The sequence below is a fragment of the Anoxynatronum sibiricum genome, assembly GCF_039414295.1.
GTDB lineage: Bacteria > Bacillota > Clostridia > Peptostreptococcales > Tindalliaceae > Anoxynatronum > Anoxynatronum sibiricum.
Map to the genome: position 1 here is coordinate 23,755 of NZ_JBCITM010000017.1, position 19,763 is coordinate 43,517.

General features: G+C 46.5%; 16 protein-coding genes. 10 read left to right on the plus strand and 6 right to left on the minus strand.

Features of this window, described 5'->3' with window-relative positions:
* Positions 1-8: 8 nt before the first annotated feature.
* Complete coding sequence (locus tag AAIG11_RS13780; protein ID WP_343186812.1) at positions 9-1,286, plus strand: TRAP transporter large permease; 1,278 nt, start codon at positions 9-11, stop codon at positions 1,284-1,286.
* Between the two features lie 130 nt (positions 1,287-1,416).
* Complete coding sequence (ilvD, locus tag AAIG11_RS13785) at positions 1,417-3,135, plus strand: dihydroxy-acid dehydratase (protein ID WP_343186813.1); 1,719 nt, start codon at positions 1,417-1,419, stop codon at positions 3,133-3,135.
* A 67-nt stretch (positions 3,136-3,202) separates the two neighbouring features.
* Here the strand turns inward: ilvD and AAIG11_RS13790 are convergent, their stop codons facing one another.
* The 3 genes from AAIG11_RS13790 to AAIG11_RS13800 all read right to left on the minus strand — a co-directional run bounded on the left by AAIG11_RS13790 (position 3,203) and on the right by AAIG11_RS13800 (position 5,937).
* Positions 3,203-4,441, minus strand: a complete 1,239-nt coding sequence (locus AAIG11_RS13790; RefSeq protein ID WP_343186814.1) for a M28 family peptidase — start codon at positions 4,439-4,441, stop codon at positions 3,203-3,205.
* A gap of 179 nt (positions 4,442-4,620) precedes the next feature.
* Positions 4,621-5,496, minus strand: coding sequence for a MerR family transcriptional regulator (locus tag AAIG11_RS13795; RefSeq protein WP_343186815.1), 876 nt, complete (start codon positions 5,494-5,496; stop codon positions 4,621-4,623).
* Positions 5,497-5,526: 30 nt separating this feature from the next.
* Positions 5,527-5,937, minus strand: coding sequence for a molybdenum cofactor biosynthesis protein MoaE (locus AAIG11_RS13800; protein ID WP_343186857.1), 411 nt, complete (start codon positions 5,935-5,937; stop codon positions 5,527-5,529).
* A gap of 131 nt (positions 5,938-6,068) precedes the next feature.
* Between AAIG11_RS13800 and AAIG11_RS13805 the strand changes: the two genes are divergently transcribed.
* The gene (locus tag AAIG11_RS13805; protein WP_343186816.1) at positions 6,069-8,006 is read left to right on the plus strand and encodes a thiamine pyrophosphate-dependent enzyme; all 1,938 of its coding nucleotides are present in this window, start codon (positions 6,069-6,071) and stop codon (positions 8,004-8,006) included.
* Positions 8,003-8,605 carry an indolepyruvate oxidoreductase subunit beta gene (locus tag AAIG11_RS13810; protein ID WP_343186817.1) on the plus strand — a complete coding sequence of 201 codons (603 nt, stop codon included), beginning with the start codon at positions 8,003-8,005 and terminating at the stop codon, positions 8,603-8,605. The genes AAIG11_RS13805 and AAIG11_RS13810 overlap by 4 nt, the downstream gene beginning before the upstream one ends.
* 160 nt (positions 8,606-8,765) lie before the next feature.
* Here the strand turns inward: AAIG11_RS13810 and AAIG11_RS13815 are convergent, their stop codons facing one another.
* Both AAIG11_RS13815 and AAIG11_RS13820 read right to left on the minus strand, forming a co-directional pair.
* A complete protein-coding gene (locus AAIG11_RS13815) occupies positions 8,766-9,026 on the minus strand; it encodes an RloB domain-containing protein (protein WP_343186818.1) in 261 nt (86 codons plus the stop codon).
* On the minus strand, positions 9,026-10,282 hold the full coding sequence (locus tag AAIG11_RS13820; RefSeq protein ID WP_343186819.1) for an AAA family ATPase: 1,257 nt from the start codon (positions 10,280-10,282) through the stop codon (positions 9,026-9,028). The genes AAIG11_RS13815 and AAIG11_RS13820 overlap by 1 nt, the downstream gene beginning before the upstream one ends.
* A 364-nt stretch (positions 10,283-10,646) precedes the next feature.
* Between AAIG11_RS13820 and AAIG11_RS13825 the strand changes: the two genes are divergently transcribed.
* The 6 genes from AAIG11_RS13825 to AAIG11_RS13850 all read left to right on the plus strand — a co-directional run bounded on the left by AAIG11_RS13825 (position 10,647) and on the right by AAIG11_RS13850 (position 18,956).
* Positions 10,647-11,678: an extracellular solute-binding protein gene (locus tag AAIG11_RS13825; RefSeq protein WP_343186820.1), complete on the plus strand. Its 1,032-nt coding sequence runs from the start codon at positions 10,647-10,649 to the stop codon at positions 11,676-11,678.
* Between the two features lie 80 nt (positions 11,679-11,758).
* On the plus strand, positions 11,759-12,757 hold the full coding sequence (locus AAIG11_RS13830) for an ABC transporter ATP-binding protein (protein ID WP_343186821.1): 999 nt from the start codon (positions 11,759-11,761) through the stop codon (positions 12,755-12,757).
* A gap of 84 nt (positions 12,758-12,841) precedes the next feature.
* Entirely contained in the window at positions 12,842-14,548 is a 1,707-nt protein-coding gene (locus AAIG11_RS13835) for an ABC transporter permease (protein ID WP_343186822.1), read from the plus strand.
* 31 nt (positions 14,549-14,579) lie between these two features.
* Positions 14,580-16,712 (plus strand): phosphodiester glycosidase family protein, encoded by a 2,133-nt coding sequence (locus AAIG11_RS13840; protein WP_343186823.1) that lies wholly within the window; start codon positions 14,580-14,582, stop codon positions 16,710-16,712.
* 13 nt (positions 16,713-16,725) lie between these two features.
* Positions 16,726-17,721: a LacI family DNA-binding transcriptional regulator gene (locus AAIG11_RS13845; RefSeq protein ID WP_343186824.1), complete on the plus strand. Its 996-nt coding sequence runs from the start codon at positions 16,726-16,728 to the stop codon at positions 17,719-17,721.
* A gap of 20 nt (positions 17,722-17,741) precedes the next feature.
* Positions 17,742-18,956 (plus strand): hypothetical protein, encoded by a 1,215-nt coding sequence (locus AAIG11_RS13850; RefSeq protein ID WP_343186825.1) that lies wholly within the window; start codon positions 17,742-17,744, stop codon positions 18,954-18,956.
* A 42-nt stretch (positions 18,957-18,998) separates the two neighbouring features.
* Here the strand turns inward: AAIG11_RS13850 and AAIG11_RS13855 are convergent, their stop codons facing one another.
* Positions 18,999-19,745 (minus strand): hypothetical protein, encoded by a 747-nt coding sequence (locus tag AAIG11_RS13855; protein WP_343186826.1) that lies wholly within the window; start codon positions 19,743-19,745, stop codon positions 18,999-19,001.
* Positions 19,746-19,763: the final 18 nt, after the last annotated feature.

Genomic DNA, 19,763 nt, shown 5'->3' on the forward strand with positions numbered 1-19,763 from the left:
GAACGTTGATGGAAATGCTGATCATCTTTTTAGTGGCACTTTTTGGGTTTCTGCTGATGGGTGTTCCGGTGGCCTTCTGTTTGGGGCTGGCGGCATTGGTGATGATGGGAATTCAAAATTTTGGTCATGAGATGCTGGTTCAAAAAATGGTGGGTGGAATCGACAGCTTTCCCCTCCTGGCAGTGCCTTTTTTTATGTTGGCAGGTGAAATAATGAACACCGGAGGAATTGCCAAGCGAATCATCAACTTATCTAAGGCTCTGGTGGGTCACATCACTGGTGGTCTGGGGCTGGTGAACATTGTGGCCAGCATGTTTTTCGGAGGAATATCCGGTTCTTCGGTGGCAGATACCGCTGCCATTGGGGGCTTGTTGATTCCATCCATGAAAGAAGAAGGGTATGACGCTGATTTTTCAGCTGCGGTGACGGCATCCTCCGCCACCATGGGAATCGTGATTCCTCCCAGCATCCCCATGATTTTATTTGGACTGATTAGCGGAGTGTCGGTGGTGCGCATGTTTTTGGGAGGCATTATTCCAGGGATTCTCATTGGGTTTTCCCTGCTGATGCTGACGTTTATCATATCCAAAAAACGGAAGTATCCCAAGGGTGATGGTTTTTCAGTCATGGCCGTTTTCAGGGCGCTGAAAGAATCCATTTGGGCCGTTTTTTTGCCGGTGATTATCATCGGCGGCATTATTTCCGGTTACTTTACGCCCACAGAAGCAGCAGTGGTGGCAGTGGTGTACGCATTGGTCGTCTCCCTTCTTATCTATCGGGAAATGACATTAAAAGACCTGCCTAAAATTCTCATTGATACGGGCAAAACAACGGGTATTGTGATGATTGTGGCTGGCGCAGCCATGGTGGTAGCTTGGCTGCTGACCATTGTTAGAATCCCTCAAACTATTGCAACCACCATTCTGGGTATTTCTGAAAGTCCACTGGTGGTGTTGATCATCATTAACCTGTTTCTCTTGCTGGTGGGATCAGTGATGGATTTGACCCCTGCTTTGCTGATTTTGGGACCCGTTTTGCTGCCGGTGGCAACAGCCGTTGGCATTGATCCTGTGTTTTTTGGGGTGATGATGGTTATCAATTTGGGCATTGGCCTGGTGACACCACCGGTGGGCACCATCCTCTACATTGCCTGTGGCATTGCCAAAGTGTCACTGGAGCAAATCACCAAAGCCATGCTGCCTTTCTTAGCGACACAGGTGGCGGTACTGCTGCTTATCATTTTATTTCCGCAGTTGGTGCTTTGGATCCCAGGGCTGATGCGATAGCCAATGAAAGGTTGACCTTCATGAAGCTGGTGGAGGTATTGTGAAGCATTGATTCAACTCATTCAAGCGCGCCATATGGGCAGAAGCTTTCATGAAAAAGAGTTGCTGTTTCAAAATGAAGGAGGCACTTATGTTAAAAAGTCAGCGTATGCGGCAGATTGCCGTTGAGATGGATGCCCTGAAAATGGGCATGGGATGGACGGTGGAAGACTTGGAAAAACCCCAGGTGTTTCTTCAAAGCACATGGGGAGACAGTCATCCCGGCAGTGTTCACCTGAGACAGCTGGTGGAAATCACTGAAAAGGAACTCGCTTCGTTGGGTGCAAAAGCTGCCAAATATACCACCACAGATATTTGTGACGGCATTGCCCAGGGTCATGATGGCATGAACTATTCCCTGCTTTCCAGAGAAATGATTGTCAGCATGATTGAAATACAAGCCACAGCCACGCCCTTTGACGGAGGACTCTTTCTGTCCAGCTGTGATAAAGCAGTTCCCGGGCACCTCCAAGCCATTGCAAGGCTTGACATGCCCGCCATTCTTATACCGGGTGGGGTAATGAAAGCAGGGCCCAACATGCTAACCCTTGAGCAGGTGGGTACTTACAGCGCCCAACTCAAGCGGGGTGAAATATCAGAAACACAGTTTAAAAACAAGCAGCACACCGCCTGCCCCACATGTGGTGCCTGTGCCTTTATGGGAACCGCAGCCACCATGCAGGTGATGGCAGAAGCACTGGGAATTGCCTTGCCAGGTACTGCTTTGATCCCAGCCACCGATGAAGTGCTGAGAGAAGCAGCGGTTTCTGCAGCGCATCAAGTGGTGAATCTGATTAAAAAGAACATTACCCCTTCTCAAATCCTTACAAAGAAGGCTTTTGAAAACGCCATGATGGTGCATGCAGCCATAGCAGGTTCCACCAATGCCATGATTCACATGCCGGCCATTGCCCATGAGCTGAATCAGTTGATCAGTCCGGATATGTTTGATGAAATCCATCGGCGCATTCCGTTTATTTTAAACGTGCGACCCAGCGGCAAATTCCCGGCGGAATACTTGTGGTATGCAGGCGGCGTGCCAGCAGTGATGGAGGCCATTAAACCATACCTGCATCTGGACGTAATGACCGTAACGGGAAAAACCCTGGGAGAAAACCTGGAAGCTGTTCGAGGAACAGCCCATGATGAAAAAAGGCGGAAACATCTTAAAAATAGGGGCATTGAGTCACATCAGGTCATTTTTCCGGTGGAGCAGCCCATTCAGAAAGAGGGTGCAGTGGCGGTTCTCAAGGGCAATCTGGCGCCAGAAGGGTCAGTCATCAAGCATTCGGCGGTTTCGAAAAACATGTTTCAGGTAACTCTGCGAGCCAGACCCTTTGACTCAGAAGAGGAAGCCTTTGACGCGGTGATGACCCGAAACATTAAGCCGGGAGATGCGGTTTTCATACGCTATGAAGGGCCAAAGGGTTCAGGGATGCCGGAAATGTTTTACACCACAGAAGCCATTGCTTCTGACCCGGAACTCAACAGCACCGTGGCGCTGATTACGGATGGACGTTACTCTGGGGCCACACGAGGCCCTGCCATTGGGCACGTATCCCCAGAAGCCCTCGAAGGAGGGGCCATTGCCCTGGTGGAAGAAGGGGACTTAATTCGCATCGACATTCATCAGAGGCGATTGGATATTGTGGGTGTGAAAGGCGAAGAAATGACTCTTGAAGAGATTTCACAGGTGCTTGCATTGCGAAAAGCAGCCTGGCAACCGCCTGAACTAAAGAAAAAAACAGGCATTTTAAAGATTTACAGCAAACTGGCAGTTTCCTCCATTAAGGGAGCGTACATGGAGTAGGCGCTGACAGAATGACTCGCAGAAAACCCCGTCAACAACGTGTGTACAACGTTGTTGACGGGGTTTTTTAGGCAAGAGTGGTGATAACTTCACAAAGAAACCGGGTCAGGTCTTCCAGCAGCGACAGATTCACCTGATCAAGGGTATCATGGCTGGTGTGAGAAATGGCCATGACCCCGTCCCGCAGGTTGGAGGAGGTGGCGGTCATGCAGGGAACCCCCTGCTGGAGAAAAATGGAGTGGTCCCCTTCATACCAGGCTTCTCCCTGCTCCAGGGAAGAAAACCCACCAGCGGTGGTCAAGAGTTTCCCAATGCCTTCCTCCGACAGGTTGTAGAAAGAAAGGGCGGTGTTGGCATCCACGTGGCCGGCACCGTCGATGTTGATCAACAACCGGATGTCGTCAAATTTCCCGCTGTTCTGCTGCAGGTAGTTCATTTGCCCGGAGACGGCATAGTAGTCTTCTCCGTTGAAGGGAATGATTTCCAGATCATCATGACCTTTATATTCCTGCAGGGCTTCTGCCAGGGCCAGCAGCACTGCCACACCGGTGGCGTTATCCAGAGCGCCGGGAGTGGTGTTTTTAGCATCGATGTGGGCACAGATGATGATCCGCTTTCTGTCGGTTTCCTGGCTGGTGCCTTTTTTTCGTGCCACCGGATTATGACCCATGGCAGGCATGCGCCGGCTCTGGTGGCAGAGAGCTACTGCTTCCTCTGGCTGCTGCTTCAACAGGTGAAGCAGGCGCTTCCCGTCGTCTTCTTTCATATAAACAGAAGGAATGTGAAAGTCGCCGTCTTCAAAAACCGGGTAAGGATTCAACCCCTTGGAGAGTCCTTCTCCCGGGCCTGTGGCGCAGATAATGGCTGCAGGCTTTTTCTCCTCCAGCAGTCCAATGAGCCGCTGATGCTCTTCCGGCTGGTAAAAGACAAAGTTCTTGGGCATCAGCTGCTCTTTGGCCAGTTCACCACTCATGTAGAGAATCCGGTGCTCCAGATCGGCAGCCTGAAGCTGGGCCATTGAATCAGCCGTCACCAGCGGCGCCCTTACGTCGCAGGGCGGTGAATAGGGGCTGGCATGGGCAGGGAAGTGCTGGTTTCCCACCTGCAGGTGCACTGGTGCAGCCTCCCAGTCCATACAGTCAAAGGCGTCAAGCGCCACTTCCCAACCAAAGTCGCCCAGTAAGTGGGCAGCATAAGCCACGGCCTTCTGGTTGGCAGCACTTCCCACCGACCGATGGCCCATTTCGGTCACCAGCTTTTCCAGATGACCATAAAGACTTGGTGGCATTGAGACATTTGTTTCCATGTAAAGCACCCCCGTATCAGATTTTATGGAAGGATCACCGTCTGCTGATCTTCGTCTGCGGATCATCCTTCACTGGCATCTTACCATCTGTCAAAGGGGTGGTGTATAAATGGAGGGTTGAAAAGATGAGGGACGGAGTTGAAACGGTCATAGATTGAAAAGAGGCGAAGTGGAAAGGATTACCGATGAAGGGAGCGGAGCAGGTCGTCAATCTCATCAGCCTTGGCGGCGAACATTTCCAGCACAGCCAGCCACCGGTCGCCTGTCCAGACGGCTTCCGCATGGGGAAGCTTCAGTGCGTTCAACGCTTCCTCCGGGTGACCGGCATCCAGCTTTGACAGGCAGCGGTGAATGGCAGACATGCTGAACCGGGCCTGTCGCAGTAGATAGATCACTTGGAGGCGCTGTATTTCCCGTTGGCCGTAAAATCGGGTTTGGTGCTGGCCTGATCGGGGAACCTGAATCAGATCATTCCGTTCCCAGTTGCGCAGGGCTTCGGGGGTGACGCCGATGAGGGTGGCGGCTTCCCTGCGGTTTAGAACGTCCCTGGGGTTTTTAACATCCCTGGGGCAAAGCACTTGCCTGGGGCTGATGATTTTTCGGAGCGTTTCCCCAGTGGTTTCGGGAGATGTCAAAGGATCATCAGCTGCCAATGCAGTGGGAGCTGTCGAAGGATCACCAGACGCCCTGCCTGATTCGGAAAGTATGGCGGTATGGGCCGCCCACTGGCTTAGAATTTCAATGGCTTGCCGGGCTTTTTCCGCCTCGGCGGCAATGGTTGACTGATACGACTGGGCATGACGCCGGGCAGCTGCCAGATCCCAGACCTTCAGGGCCTCCACAATGTGAAGTGAAGCTTTACGAATGGCTTCGCCCGGCCATTCGTCCAGATAAATGCAGCGCAGTACGTTTACCTGCACCAGATGCCGGTCATCAAAAATCCGGTATCCGTTGGCACTGCGAGGCACAGGCGAAATCAACCCCAGGCGCTCATAAAACCGAACCGTATTGGGATGAATATGTGCCATACTGGCTATGTCACTGGTGCGGTACAAAAGAGCTCACCTCCGGCGGCGTTTGAGTTGTTAGGCCTTCAGTTCGATTTCAGTGACACACTGGGTTTTGATTTTTTCCACCAGGGCCTGTAGGGCATCTACCACATGGGGGCGAATATCACCGCCAATGAGCACGAACATGATGTCGTCTCCCACTGTCAGGCGGCCTTCATTCAGCCATACCCTGATGTAAAATATGCCATTCATGGTGTAGGTTTCAGCAATGGCAGCCTCCACTTTTGCAGCATCGAAAGAAAAGTCCATGCCTTGCACGGTGGTGCCATCATCGATACCCTGGCGCACTTTCGCCTTGGGGGTCTCCCGTACGACGCCGTTGTGAACCAGAAACATGCCTACCTGGGAAGATCGGGGGTCGGCTTTGGCCTCACTAAGCCACTGGTTGATATCGGGGGACGGTTTGGACGTGGTGGTGTTGTTCATGGGCGAACACGCTCCTTCGCAGGGGGGAGCAACGACAGCGATTTGAGCATGGGTTTCGGCTGTTAGTCCCTCCATAATTGGGTATCAATGGGAAAGAGATACCACCACTATTATATCAGGAGGGATCCAAGATGAGCAGTCCCCAAAAAACATTGTTGACAGGGAACCAGGCGGTTGCACGGGGGTTTTGGGAAGCTGGGGGTCTGGTGGCGGCTAGTTATCCCGGTTCTCCCACCGTGGAAGTGCTGGAGAGTCTGCATCAATACCCGGAAATTGAATCAGCCTTTTCCACCAACGAAAAAGTAGCTCTGGAGGTGGCCATTGGGGCTTCTCTTGCCGGAGTTCGGGCACTGGCCAGCATGAAGCATGTGGGCGTGAACATTGCTGCCGACCCACTGATGACCTTTACACAAACCCCCACCCGGGGCGGGTTCGTGCTGATATCAGGCGATGATCCGGGCATGAACAGCTCTCAAAATGAACAGGATAACCGGAATTTTGCCTGCTTTGCCAACATGGCGGTGCTGGTGCCCTCCAACAGCCAGGAGGCTAAGGACTACACCCGCATGGCTCTTGAAATCAGCGAAGTTTATCGTTTGCCGGTGATGGTGCAGATCACCAGCCGGGTATGCCACGGCCGCTGTCCGGTGGTGTTGGGAGAACGGGAAGAGCATCTGGGCACCCCATTTCCCCGGGAAGTCCCCAATTATGCCATGATTCCCCCCAACACTTTCGACAAGCAGTATCATATGAAAGAACGGCTGGAAAAGCTGGCAGAAGGGCCGGAGATGGAAAAGCTGATGCAACTGGAAGAAACGCCTAATGCGGCCACTCTCCTCATCACCAGCGGACTGCCCCATCACAATTTGAAAGAACTGGAGAATCTGAACCAACCTGTTAGTATTCTAAAACTGGGGATGCCCTTCCCTCTACCGCAAATAAAGCTGCAAGCCTTGGCAGCACAATACGAAAAGGTCATTGTGGTGGAAGAAATGACCCCCTTCATCGAAAATCAGCTGAAGGTGATGGGCATAGCCTGTGAGGGAAAAAGCCTCTTCCCCTTCACCGGCGAACTGCACACCGAAACCATTGAAGCCGGTCTGAAGAAAGCAGGACTGGTGACAGAATCCGCGTACCAATCGACAGGTCTGAAAGAAGTGAACCCGGCAGAAAGTGACGCTTCCAAAGAAGGTGACGTTGCCAGGCAAGGTACCGTTTCTGAAGAAGCCGTCGGGCAAGGGATACAGGTGCCACCCCGGCCACCCCTTTTCTGCGCCGGATGTCCTCATCGCCCTGTTTTCGACATTCTCAAAAAAAGCAAGGTGATGGTGAACAACGACATCGGCTGTTACTCCATGGGGCTGTTTTCTCCCTTTGAAGCCTCCCACTCTCTCATCAGCATGGGGGCCACCCTGGGAATCTCCAAGGGCATGCTGAAGGCCAACCGCCAGGCTGGGCGACCCATCCCCCTGGTTTCTGTCATTGGCGACGGTACCTTCTTTCATTCCGGAATGCCGGGAATGGTGGACCTTCTCACCGGACTGGAACCGGAAGATAATCTCACCATCTTATTACTGGATAACGGCACTACTGCCATGACCGGCGGTCAGGCCAATGCCGCCACGGGTAAACGCTCAGAAGAAACCCCCCGGCCCTTTGTTGACATTCCCCAACTGCTGAAGGCCATGGGAGTGAGAGATGTACAGGTGGTGGACCAGTTTCGATACAAAGAAGCCAGCGAAGCCATTAACAAAGCCATTAAAACACCTGGGTTGTCGGTGATCATCACCACCCGCCCCTGCGCATTACATTTCAGAATCAAGAATCCCATTTATCAGGTGGACCCAGCCATCTGCATTGGGTGCCGCACCTGCATCAAAACCAACTGTCCGCCCCTGCGCATGAAGGCTTATGAAGGCTACGAAAAGTTGAAATCCTCCATTGATCCCACCATGTGCGTGGGGTGCAGCATCTGTGCCCAAGTATGTCCGGTGAACGCCATCAGCCGGCCGGTGGACCGGAAAAAGGCTGACGACAAGAAGGATGTTGAAAAGGAGGAGTCCCGATGACCATAACCACGAACCAGAAGTCCGTCAACGTGATGCTGGCAGGCATCGGAGGCCAGGGACTGGTGATGACCACCCAGCTCATTTGTCAGGCCGCTTTTTTGGAAGGGTTTGACCTGAAAAGCAACGATGTCATCGGACTGTCTCAGAGAGGGGGCATGGTGTGGGGGTCCATTCGTTTTGGCGATCACATCCACTCTCCCAACATTCCCCCGGGAGAGGGTGACTTTCTCATTGGACTAGAACCTCTGGAAACCCTCCGGTGGCAACACCTTATCAAGCCAGCGGGGCGCGTGGTCATGAACACCCGCCAGGTGGCGCCCACCCGGGTGCAGCAGGAGCAGGAGCCCTACCCGGAAGAGGCCATTGAAAAAATGCAGACACTTCGCCGGGTGCACCCCCTGGATGCCGTGGCAGAAGCTATGAAGTGCGGCAACGCCAAAGCCGCCAATACCCTGCTGGTGGGGTGCCTGTCCCACTGGCTGCCCATTAGTGAAAGCAGCTGGCACCAGGCCATTGATGACACATACCCAGAAAAACTTAGGGAAGTAAATCATAAAGCCTGGCAGAAGGGCCGGGAATTGGCGGCGGATTGGGAGTAAAGATGTGAACCGTTGCAATTGCCAATGAGCGTTGTCAGTAGATGAGTGAAAAAAACGGCCGCCTTTTATCTAAAAGGCGGCCGTTTCTGAGATCGTTACGGCGAAAGTGCTAAATGACTAAACATGCGATTCTACCATGCGTGGAAAAAAATGGGGGTGCCTACAAGTTTATAGAACCCGAATAATGGAGCAGTTCCTGTTCAACGCTAATCGCAGGATGTTCCTGGGAAGGTCTCTTTTTAATGACCAGGCGTTCGTGGAAGGTGCTTTCTGTGTAGCGTTTGAGCCCTTCAAAATAGTTGGGCTCTGTTTTCGTTCCTTCGCAAACGATGAGATAGCTGGGAGGTAATAACTGGCGGTGATTGAGGGAGCGCTTCTTTTTGGCGCCTTTACGTTTTTTAAACAGATCATCAGTGCCCATTATTCGTCCTCCCACGGTGTGACGTCATGGACATAAAAATTTTTCAGCGACGGAACGGCCCCGTATCTGCCGGAAAGATAATCCTTATTGTAGGTGGCATCGTTGCGCACTTTCTTTTCGTTATCCAATCGGATTTCTGCAAGGGAATAAAGGGAAGATTGTCCGAGAGCGTCTTTTTCAGCAAACCAGATCTGATCTCTTCGAAAAACTTCTTTGGTAAGGGTATAGTTTTCATGCGAGGTATAGATTAACTGTGCACCGCAGGGGTTTGTGGTATCATTATGAAACAGGTTAAGCACATACCTCAGCAGCAGGGGATGCAACTTTGCATCCAGTTCGTCAATCCATAGAGTCCTGCCATGGGTTAAAACTTCATGCAAATGATGGTAGAGGCAAAACATCTTTTTCGTACCATTAGATTCCTCTTCAAAGGGGAGTGCTCGAACGTCTTTGCCGTCCAGCGATTTGTGATGGGAGTACAGTTCATAGGCCACTTGATCATCATCCTGAGAAGAGCGAGACGCCTCTTTGAAACTGATGGATTCGATGCCCATATCAATGGCTTTTAAAAACTGTTCCAGCTGCTCCTTATAGGCAGCATCCTTCATTTTGCTGATGGGGACAAATCTGGAAAGGAAACTTTCAAAATCGGCATCGCCAAAATGAAACACCTGAGTGGATGAAAACCAGTCGGCGACATTTTTGGCATCCTTCATTTTTAAATTTGAAATAAAGGAAAGAAAAAGAGTTGCGTCTTCAACATAATAGGCGAACTTGCAAGCTTCCTTCAGATTTTTACATTCAATACGGTGTGTGCTTCGTTCAAATAGTGTTTTATAACTATTTTTACCACGTCGATCCCGTCGGTAAAGCCATTCAGAATGAACACGCTTTTTATCAACCACAAAGCCATACTGATACTCTTTACCGGCGTAAGAAAAGAAGACTTCAAACTCAGATTTGCCGTTTCGAGAGGTTTCATCAAACTCAAAGGGCAGCACCGGAATCGATTTTCTTTCGTTCTCATTTTTAAATGAGGTGAGGACATAACGACGCATAAAATCGAAGGCTTCCAGCACCGCGGTTTTACCACTGGCATTGGCACCATAAATAACCGCTGATTTTAAATGAGGTTCATCACTTTCAGGGTTAATCAGGTGATAAGGGTGCTCTTTTAATAAAGTGGCACTCATATCGAAGCTGACAGCCTCGCGGTAAGACTTGAAATTGGAAAAATTGAATTGGGTGAGCATCATTCACACCTCCTACTACGATATTGCCATATGAAATAAAAAAGTCTACAAAAATGAGAAAATATCTCACAAAAAGGCCTTATCGGTGAGGGCGGCTCCAATCACGTGGACTGCCTTATTTTGGTGTCTGAATCATTTTTTCGGGGCCAATCAAAGGCTGGCGGATGCAATGCCTTTAAGACGATGGGGAGCTCTTTTTTTCTTGAGATCAGTTTAGGGCTTTCATACCCGTTTCAGAGAGAACACGGCAAACCATGGGGCAAATGACTGTAAAGTTCATCTAAAAGTACTTGATAAAGCATCTCTAAGAGTGTATAATCAAAATTGCCAACGATGGCAAAATAATAATACTCAGAGGAGGACAGTCATGAAAAAATGGATTTGTCTGATAGTGATCGCGATGATGTTGTTGACATTACCAGCTTGTGGACAAAAAGAGGGTAGTGGCGAGTTGGTTATTTACTCCAATTCCCTCACCGATGGTCGCGGTGAATGGGTAGAGGAAAAAGCGAAAGAAGCAGGCTTTACTGTCACGGCAGTCCAGGTTGGTGGTGGAGATCTTGCCAATCGTCTGATTGCAGAAAAGAATAATCCGGTTGCCGACATCGTTTTTGGTTTAAACACAATGGGATTTGAATCTTTAAAAAATGAAAACGTTCTCCTTGAATATGTTCCTGAATGGGCCGGTGAAGTTGAGGAAGGCATGAACGATAAGGATGGATACTATCATTCATTGGTCAAGCAAGCCATATTACTGATATACAGCCAAGATGTGTATAGTGAAGCAACGGGTCCCCAGGATTGGACAGATTTATGGGAGAACCCAGCATTTCATGGTCAGTATTTTCTGTTCTCAAGTCTTTCAGGCGGCACAACGAGGGCGGTTATTAGCGGCATCTTAGTACGGTATCTAGATGAGAACGGAGAGTTAGGTGTATCCGAAGAAGGCTGGGAAGCTGTTAAACAACTCTATGACAATGGATACATTGCAAAAGAGGGTGAAGAATTTTATGCGCTATTAGCAGAAGGAACAACGCCAATGGGCCAAATGTGGTCAAGTGGACTTGCAGCCCGGGAAGAGCAATATGGCGTCAAGTCTTACTATGCGAAGCCGGCGGTGGGCGTTCCTTATGTGGTTGAACAGATTGGTATTATTGAAGGATCTTCAAACATTGATGAAGCGAAGAAGTTTTTAGATTGGTTTGGCTCGGCAGAAGTACAAGGCAAATGGGCTGAAGAATTTTATTCTTTACCGGCTAACAAAGAAGCACTTTCATTTGCGCCAGAATATATTAGAGCCATTGACGAATCCCTTACTGTTCAAGACATTGATTGGGGCTTTGTTGGTGCCCATATCGAAAAGTGGGCCGAAAAAATAGAGTTGGAAATCATGAGATAAAACAACTCAATCCTGCGACAGCCGAGTCCATTCTTCGGCTGTCGCTATTAAAGCGATTGAAAAAGTTGAAGGAGTGTAAAATGATTACATTCGATAACGTAGAGATCAGGTACGGGGATTTTGCGGCAATCCAAAATCTTAATTTAATCATTAACGAAGGTGAGTTTTTCACGTTGCTAGGGCCATCTGGCTGCGGTAAAACAACCACGTTACGTAGTCTGGTGGGTTTTATTAAGCCTTCTCAGGGCACTATTCTGATCGAAGGAGTCAGGGTGAACGATAAACCGGTGGAAGAAAGAGAGATAGGCATTGTTTTCCAGAGCTATGCGCTATTCCCGACAATGAATGTGTTTGACAATATTGCATTTGGCCTTCAGTTGCAAAAAAAATCCAAAACGTTGATTGAGCAAATGGTTTGGGAAATAGCAGAGAAAGTAGATTTAAACAATGAGCAGTTGAATAAAAGAGTCTCAGAATTAAGTGGAGGCCAGCAACAACGAGTCGCAATTGCACGGGCGTTAGTCATGAAACCTAAAATACTTGCTTTAGATGAACCACTTTCAAATTTGGATGCAAATTTGAGAGGGCAGCTTCGAATGGAGCTGAAAAGGCTGCAAAGAGAATTTGGGATCACCACCATCTATGTCACCCATGATCAAGAAGAAGCTTTAACCATTTCAGATAGGATCGCAGTGTTTAATAAGGGTTATTTAGAGCAAGTAGGCACACCAAAAGAAATCTACAATGAGTCAAAAACTGAATTTGTAACGAATTTTATTGGGGACATTAATTTATTGCCGGGGAATCTGAAAAAAGAGTTGGAAATAGACATCAAGCGTCAAGCTTACATCAGACTGGAAAAGATCTATTTAGAACCCCCTCACCCGAGCCCTGAGAGATATCATCAATTGGGGGTGGTACTTGTAGAGAAAGAGTATTATGGGAATCTGAGTAAATACACCTATCAGTACCAAGGTGACCTGATGAGAAGTTATGTGATCGATAACGAAAGAAACGATTGTGCCATTGGGGATCACGTAGACATTTACATTGATAAAAATGCCATTTTAACTTTTTAGGCCAATGAATGGCGCTGTTTTCGAAAAAACTTCGGCCCTGGTTGAACTGCCTCGGCTCCACTTAATTGCACAAGGGGAGTTAATATGAAACATATAATGGCTAAAATAAAAAAGGTAAATGCAATGCACTTCTTATTTTTGAGTGGAACGACATGGTTGCTTTTTGCTTTTCTGATATTTCCAAATATCAACTTGATCTTTGAAACTTTTTTTCAGGATGGCCGCTTCACGATTTCTGCCATTGAACGTTTTATGAAATCAGGCAGGGCCATGCGAAGTCTAAAAAATAGTTTTATTCTGGCGGGAACGTTGGCAATCACCGTCAACCTATTGGGGACGTTCATTGTTTTGGTGTCTGATTATTTCAAAATAAAAGGCAGCCGGTTTCTGAAAATCGGGTATAGCAGTACGTTAGTATACGGTGGAATTGTACTGGCGTCCGGCTATCTTTTTGTGTACGGAAGTTCAGGTGTGATAACGAACATGCTAATGAAAATTTTTCCTGCGATGAATCCACACTGGTTTGAAGGATATGGTGCGGTTACATTTGTGATGACTTTTGCGTTAACAAGTTTTCATATTATATTTTTATCTGACGCTTTAAAGAATATTGATTACCAAACCATAGAAGCGGCAAAAAGTATGGGAGCTTCCAGTTGGACGATCTTAACAAAAGTGGTCTTGCCGGTGCTAAGCCCCAGTTATTTTGCCATCACCATCCTCATTGTGTTGACTGGATTAGGTGCGACCTCAGCACCATTAATGATCGGAGGAGAACATTTTCAGACAATCAATCCGATGATTATCAGATTCTCAAAAAGCATTGCCTCGCGTGATATTGCAACGGTCTTATCTCTCATACTCGGGATAGCGACCATCTTCACTTTGTTTATTTCCAAAATAATAGAGTCAAGGTATCACTACATGTCTGTTTCAAAAGTCAAAACAACGTTGATAAAGCAAGAAATTAAAAATCCTGCGGTTAATATACTCTTGCATGTCAGCGCCTATACCATTTTTCTGATCTATGTGATTCCAATTCTATTGATCATTATTTACTCGTTTACTGATGGGTATACCATCGCCACCGGAAATATCAGAATCAGTTCTTTCACGCTGCAAAACTACACGTCGCTGCTATTTCAACCTTCCTCATACAAACCCTACTTGACAAGTATCGTCTATGCTACCCTTGCAGCTTTCATGGTGGGTGCGTTGATTTTGACACTGGCACGGTACCTGAGGAGTGGAAAATCCTTCTACAGAAGTGTCGTGGATTATGCACTGATGACCCCGTGGCTGCTTCCTTCAACACTGATCGCCATGGGTTTAATAGTGACATATGATACCAAAAGAATGTTGTTGTTTGGAAAGGTTTTGACAGGAACACCGGTGATGTTGTTAGTGGGGTACATCATTATCAAGATTCCTTTCACTTTACGCATGACCAATGCGGCCTTGTACAATGTGGACCATTCATTAGAAGAAGCGGCTAAAAGCATGGGAGCGAGACCGTTTTATATTTTTCGTAAAATCGTATTCCCTGTCATTCGCCCCTTTATTCTGGCGATTTTTGTCCTTAATTTTAATGCGCTGTTGGCAGATTATGATTTGTCTGTATTACTCTATCACCCGCTGTATGAGCCATTGGGTGTTGTCATGAAGAATAATGCCGAAAGTCAAATTAATCCCAATGCTCAAGCGCTTGTATTGGTCTACTCGGTGATTTTGATGCTGATTTCAACGATTTCATTGTCATTAGTTTATGGCAAACAAAAGAAAGTTCTTTAAATTGGAGGAACATCAAACTGGAGGAACATCCATGAAAGAGTTTAAAAGTGACTTCATGAGAGCATGGATACAATCATATAATCAATATAATCGCTTTGAATTTTTTGAGTTTCAAATCGACTTATCAAAGGGTAAACATATGCTGTATGATAAAGTGGCCGAAGTTTCTTTTGAAGACGATGATCTGAAAAAGCAATATTATCGTGAAATAGAAGGCTATTTTTTAAACGATGCACAGTATCGCACCAAGTACAATTTAGAGATATATGGTGACTTAGTGAGAATTAGAAAACAGTTTTTGCCTGGTATTAACAGGATGAATGACTTCAAAAGAAATCATGGTAACATATCATTGACAGAGATCGCATTTTATAATATTGATGAAAATAAACGCAACTCGTTACGTCTTGTATGGGAAGAAAACAGGTGCCTGCCTACTTTTCGCGGCAAGCCTTTATTGATTGTGAGCGAGCACTATCAACAGCTTGAACTGATGTTAAGATATTTGGAAAAAATAGGAGCAACGCATTCAATCAGTGTGTTGGTTAAGGTGCATGAGGTCATCAATGAGCCCACGTATGAAGAGCTGTTGCATTTAGTACGACGGTTCGACAAATTAGAGATTGACATCCAATTGGATCAATCAGACGAGCCGTACATCAATCCAGCCCATCCATCATTTGGTCAGCAGGAGCGGTTAACCATTCTGTTGGGCGAATTAAGCCTGTATCGGGTCAATGATATACCGGGAGATAAACTAATCATCGGAAATGCGTTGAATCCTTATTCACAGGGCTTCACCAATTTATTTGAAGTGTATGGGGATGGCGTGCATCCCTTTCTGGCATATATAAAAAAGAATGAGTTCGCTTACAAAAATTGCACGATGGTTGAGAAGGGAGCCTATTCACTCTACCATTATGCGCACCAGTTACATGAAAACGACAAACGATTAGCTTCTAATTATTATGAATATGACATGCAGCACACGCCGTCATTACCTTCGCAAATCAGCTTATATCATCGTGCAAATCCCCCGTTGCAGTATGCGAAAGCCGTCATTCATCCAAAAGAATTACAGCATGTCACATTTGTCTCTCCGTATCAAACCCAAAAAGACCTGGTGTATCCGAGGGCTTACTTCAAAAACAAAAGTGGTGATTATGTATACTTAAACGGGTTGTATTTTTACACAGAAAAACTGAGAGATGAATATAATGCCGGCATCTCCCCTAAAGAAAAGAAATTAACCCTTAAGAATTTTTATATGGATTATTTATACTATCAAGAGGGGATAGAACTACCGCCTTTGTTTAACAAAGCATTCGTTGGCATTACAAGGGATGGGGATGTAATTGCTGGCAATAGAGTCATTAACAAAGCTAAAATCAAGCTTTTAAACAGCACGTATGAACTGGAAGAAAGTCAGATCAATCCCATGGACGGGGAACAAGCCGTTTTCTTGATGACGCCATTTGATGGCAATTCAGCTGAGAAGATGAAGAACCGCTACAATTTAGTGTTCATTAATAATGTGCTGCAGGACTTTTTTTATGGGACTCGAACCGTACCGCCAACGGCCATTGTCTTATCTTTCAAATACTTTGATTTTAATCTTATCAGTGAAATGGCAACAGTATCCATGCACATGGAAATTGATTATCCGAAAGACATATCTAAAAGCACGTGGGATCAGGTCGTGGTGGCAGCGGGTGGCGGCACCTTTCTCTATAAAAATGGTGAGAACTTAGTTGAAACCTACGCCAAGCAATTATCAAATTTTGAGAATGAAGGGTGGTTGCATGAGAATTCTTTAAAGTCACAAGAAACCATTGTGCACGAATTCAAAAAAGGGCCTCGCAGCGTCATTGGAAAAACATTAGCCGGCGAGATCCTGCTATATTCTTTTTCTGGTAGAATGAAAGAGAGCGAGGGGGCCAGATTTGATGAGGTGGTGGGCCATGTTTTAAGGGAGCATCAAGACTTGGATTGGCTGGTGAATTTAGATGGCGGGGCATCCAGTTGTCTGGGATATGCCAGCCAAGGTGTTTTTACCGAATTAAATATTCCCTGTGCTTCAAAATACAATGCGACTGGCATGGTGAGACCCGTCAATTCCTTTTTTGTGTTTCAGCTGAAATGCAATGAGGAAAATAAAAAATGAATAGGTAATGAATATGAAAAATAAAAATCTAACCATCAAAGACATCAGTGAACTATCAGGTGTGTCCATTCGAACGGTATCAAGGGTTATTAACAATCATCCTAATGTGAAAACCAAGACAAGGGAAAAAGTGCAGGCAATCTTAGATGAAACGCACTTCAATGTTAATATTTATGCAAAAAATTTGAGAGTCAAATCCATCTACCACATTATTGTCAGTGTGGAAAAACAAAACACGCCTTTCATTGGACAATGGTACATGAATTTATTTCAAAGTTTGAATGGATATGCCAAAAAGTATGGATACAAACTAATCCTTCACCAAATTGATCATTTAGATACCAACCGCAATTCGATCTTTGCTGAAGGGATAGCAGACGGCTTACTACAGCTGAATACGAGGAAAAAACCATCGACAGGCCACACGCAAAGGGAAGATGATCTGCCGACAGTCACGCTGGGCAAATCATTAATCAATCAAAAAACCCCTTATGTGGATATCGATAATTATGATGCCATTTATAATGCGGTCATTTATCTAAAGAATCTTGGCTGCCGAAAGATTCACTTCTATTTAGGAAGCCTGGCGTATACAGTGAACGAAGAAAGGCAACAGGGATTCATAGATGGGGTAACCCGCTTTCAATTAGAACATGAAATCATCACAGACATTCGCACCTCTCAAGATGGGTACAATCATGTCATGAGTGTGCCCAAAGAGAAAATGCCTGATGGAATAATTGTATCGGGAGACGAGAAAGCGCTGGGAGTATTAAAAGCGCTCAACATCAGAAAAATAGCGATTCCAGAAAAAACGAAAGTGGTTGGATTTGATGGCATTCCGATGTCGGCGTATTATTCCCCTTCGCTCACGACCATCGATCAGAATTCAGATGAAATAGCGAAAGCAATGATTGAATCCCTTAAAGATATTTTTGAAGGAAAGACGCCACTGTCTAAAATTATTAAAAGTAACTTTATCATCAGAGAAACGACTGAAACACCATAAATGAAACGGGGAGAGACCATATGAAACTGGGCATTGTAATAAATGTTTACGTAGCAGCAGACAAAAACGTCTATCATACTTTTGATCATCCTACTTATCTTGATGAATTTGAAAAGGTTGAAACGCTCTCCCACACCATTCAATCGATTAATGCGTTAGAGGCGATTGAAGAAGATGTTAAACTTTATCTGTTCGGGATAGATGTTTCCAAAGCGACTGCCAATGACGCGATCATCGAGGCAAAAATCAACAAAATTGTCGAAACTTCAAAATACCCGTATGAAATTATCACAAATAGCCATATTGCTGGGAATCAAAAAAAGTATGATTCAGATTTTTATTCAGTGGAGAACTATTCGACGATTCGCAACCAGGGGTTCTTATATGCGGCAGAAGATGACATGGATTATGTCATTCAAATTGACGATGATGAAATACTGAGAGAATCGTATCTTGTCACGCTGAGGGCATTACTATGCCAGCATAGCGATAAATCTATTTTTACTGCGCCGTACGAGAAGAACGGAACAGTGATGATCACAACGAAAGACGATTTGAAAAGCTGGGAAAAGTTTTCTTCGATGAATAAAGATATGACAAAACTTATGAGTGATCCTACGATTAAAGAGTCTATATTTGGTTTTGGAGGGAATATGATTATCCACAAGGATGTATTTGAAACCATGTTTCACCCAGAAGATGTGACGCGGGGCGAAGATTTTTCATTTTTGTTAGCCACAAGGCTATTGTATGAAAACGGCAATGCGTTAACAGCCACGAACAAACATGATGCGCGGTATCGTTCATTCTTCGTACCGGATCAAGCCTTAACGATTATTCACAAACCTCCTTATGAAGCCAAAAAAGAGTATTTGTTCTATCTGGAAAAAAACCTGACACGTTTTATATATGATTGGGGAAGATTCAAGTCGCAAAGTCATTTGGATAGCCAGGGTTTAGAATCATTGTCCTTTTACATGAGCAAAATGATCGATCATCACAACATGAAAGATAAGGTGGGGGAAATCCTTGAAGAACTATCGGCCAGGCATGATAACAAAAAGCTGAATGAATTAAGAGACAAACTCTACCTTATAATAGATCAAGTGAGCCAAGAAAACCTGTATGACAAATTTGCCAGGAGGCAAAAAGAGTACACCGATCTGGTGAAAACAATTAAGGCTGCCTCAAATAACCCGTCGAAGGAAAATCGGGCTTCAGACACGACTCAATAAGTGATTATATGGCGCTGGATAGATGAGACAAAACCGGCGTTTTCAGATCGTCCATTGATCATGGACGATGCCCCGCAAGATCCAGCTGCCATGCTGTTCTTCCAATACGAGCCGCAGGCTGCACCAGTCGATTCCGCCATAGTCAGGATCAAAGCCTGTAAAGTGAAACTCAACAAACTCGGCGGCAGGGTACGCCTCATCCAGGTTAATGAGGGAGTTGCCGGTGCCAACGATGGTGTTGTTGCCAATCAGGTGGGGGTTGGCAAAATCCTGATCGTAAATGAAGCGGTCATAATACTGGGCAAAAGTTTGATCAATGGGGTGCCCTGAGCCGTCAAAACCACCCCAGGTATAGATGGTTGAATCCTGGAGAAGGGTTCCCAGTTCCTGGGGCAAAAAAACCAAATCCTCGCTCACATCCACGTAACCATAAGGGGAGAACCGAACCCCTTCATCGGGGTCCACATAAAGGGCCACAGCTTCGAAGTCCTGTTCAGCGATGAGATCTACCAATGTCAGGGCCGTTATCAGTAAAGACTCGGGGGTGGAGCCAGTTTGGTTCAGTTGGTTTTCCAGAGAAGACAATTGGTTGTCCAGCCGCTCCTTTTCTTCTCGCAGTGCTGTAATGAGGATATCCTGCTCATCAATGGTCGCCTGCAAAGCAGCGGTTTCCACGTCGTGAGACGCGTCATTGGGGGTGTCTGCTGGTGTGGGTGTGCAGCCGGCCAGCAGTAGCAGGGCAGCCAGCAGCAGAAGCAGTAAAGAGGTAAATGGGTGAATTTTTCTCATGAGATCCGCTCCTTGTAC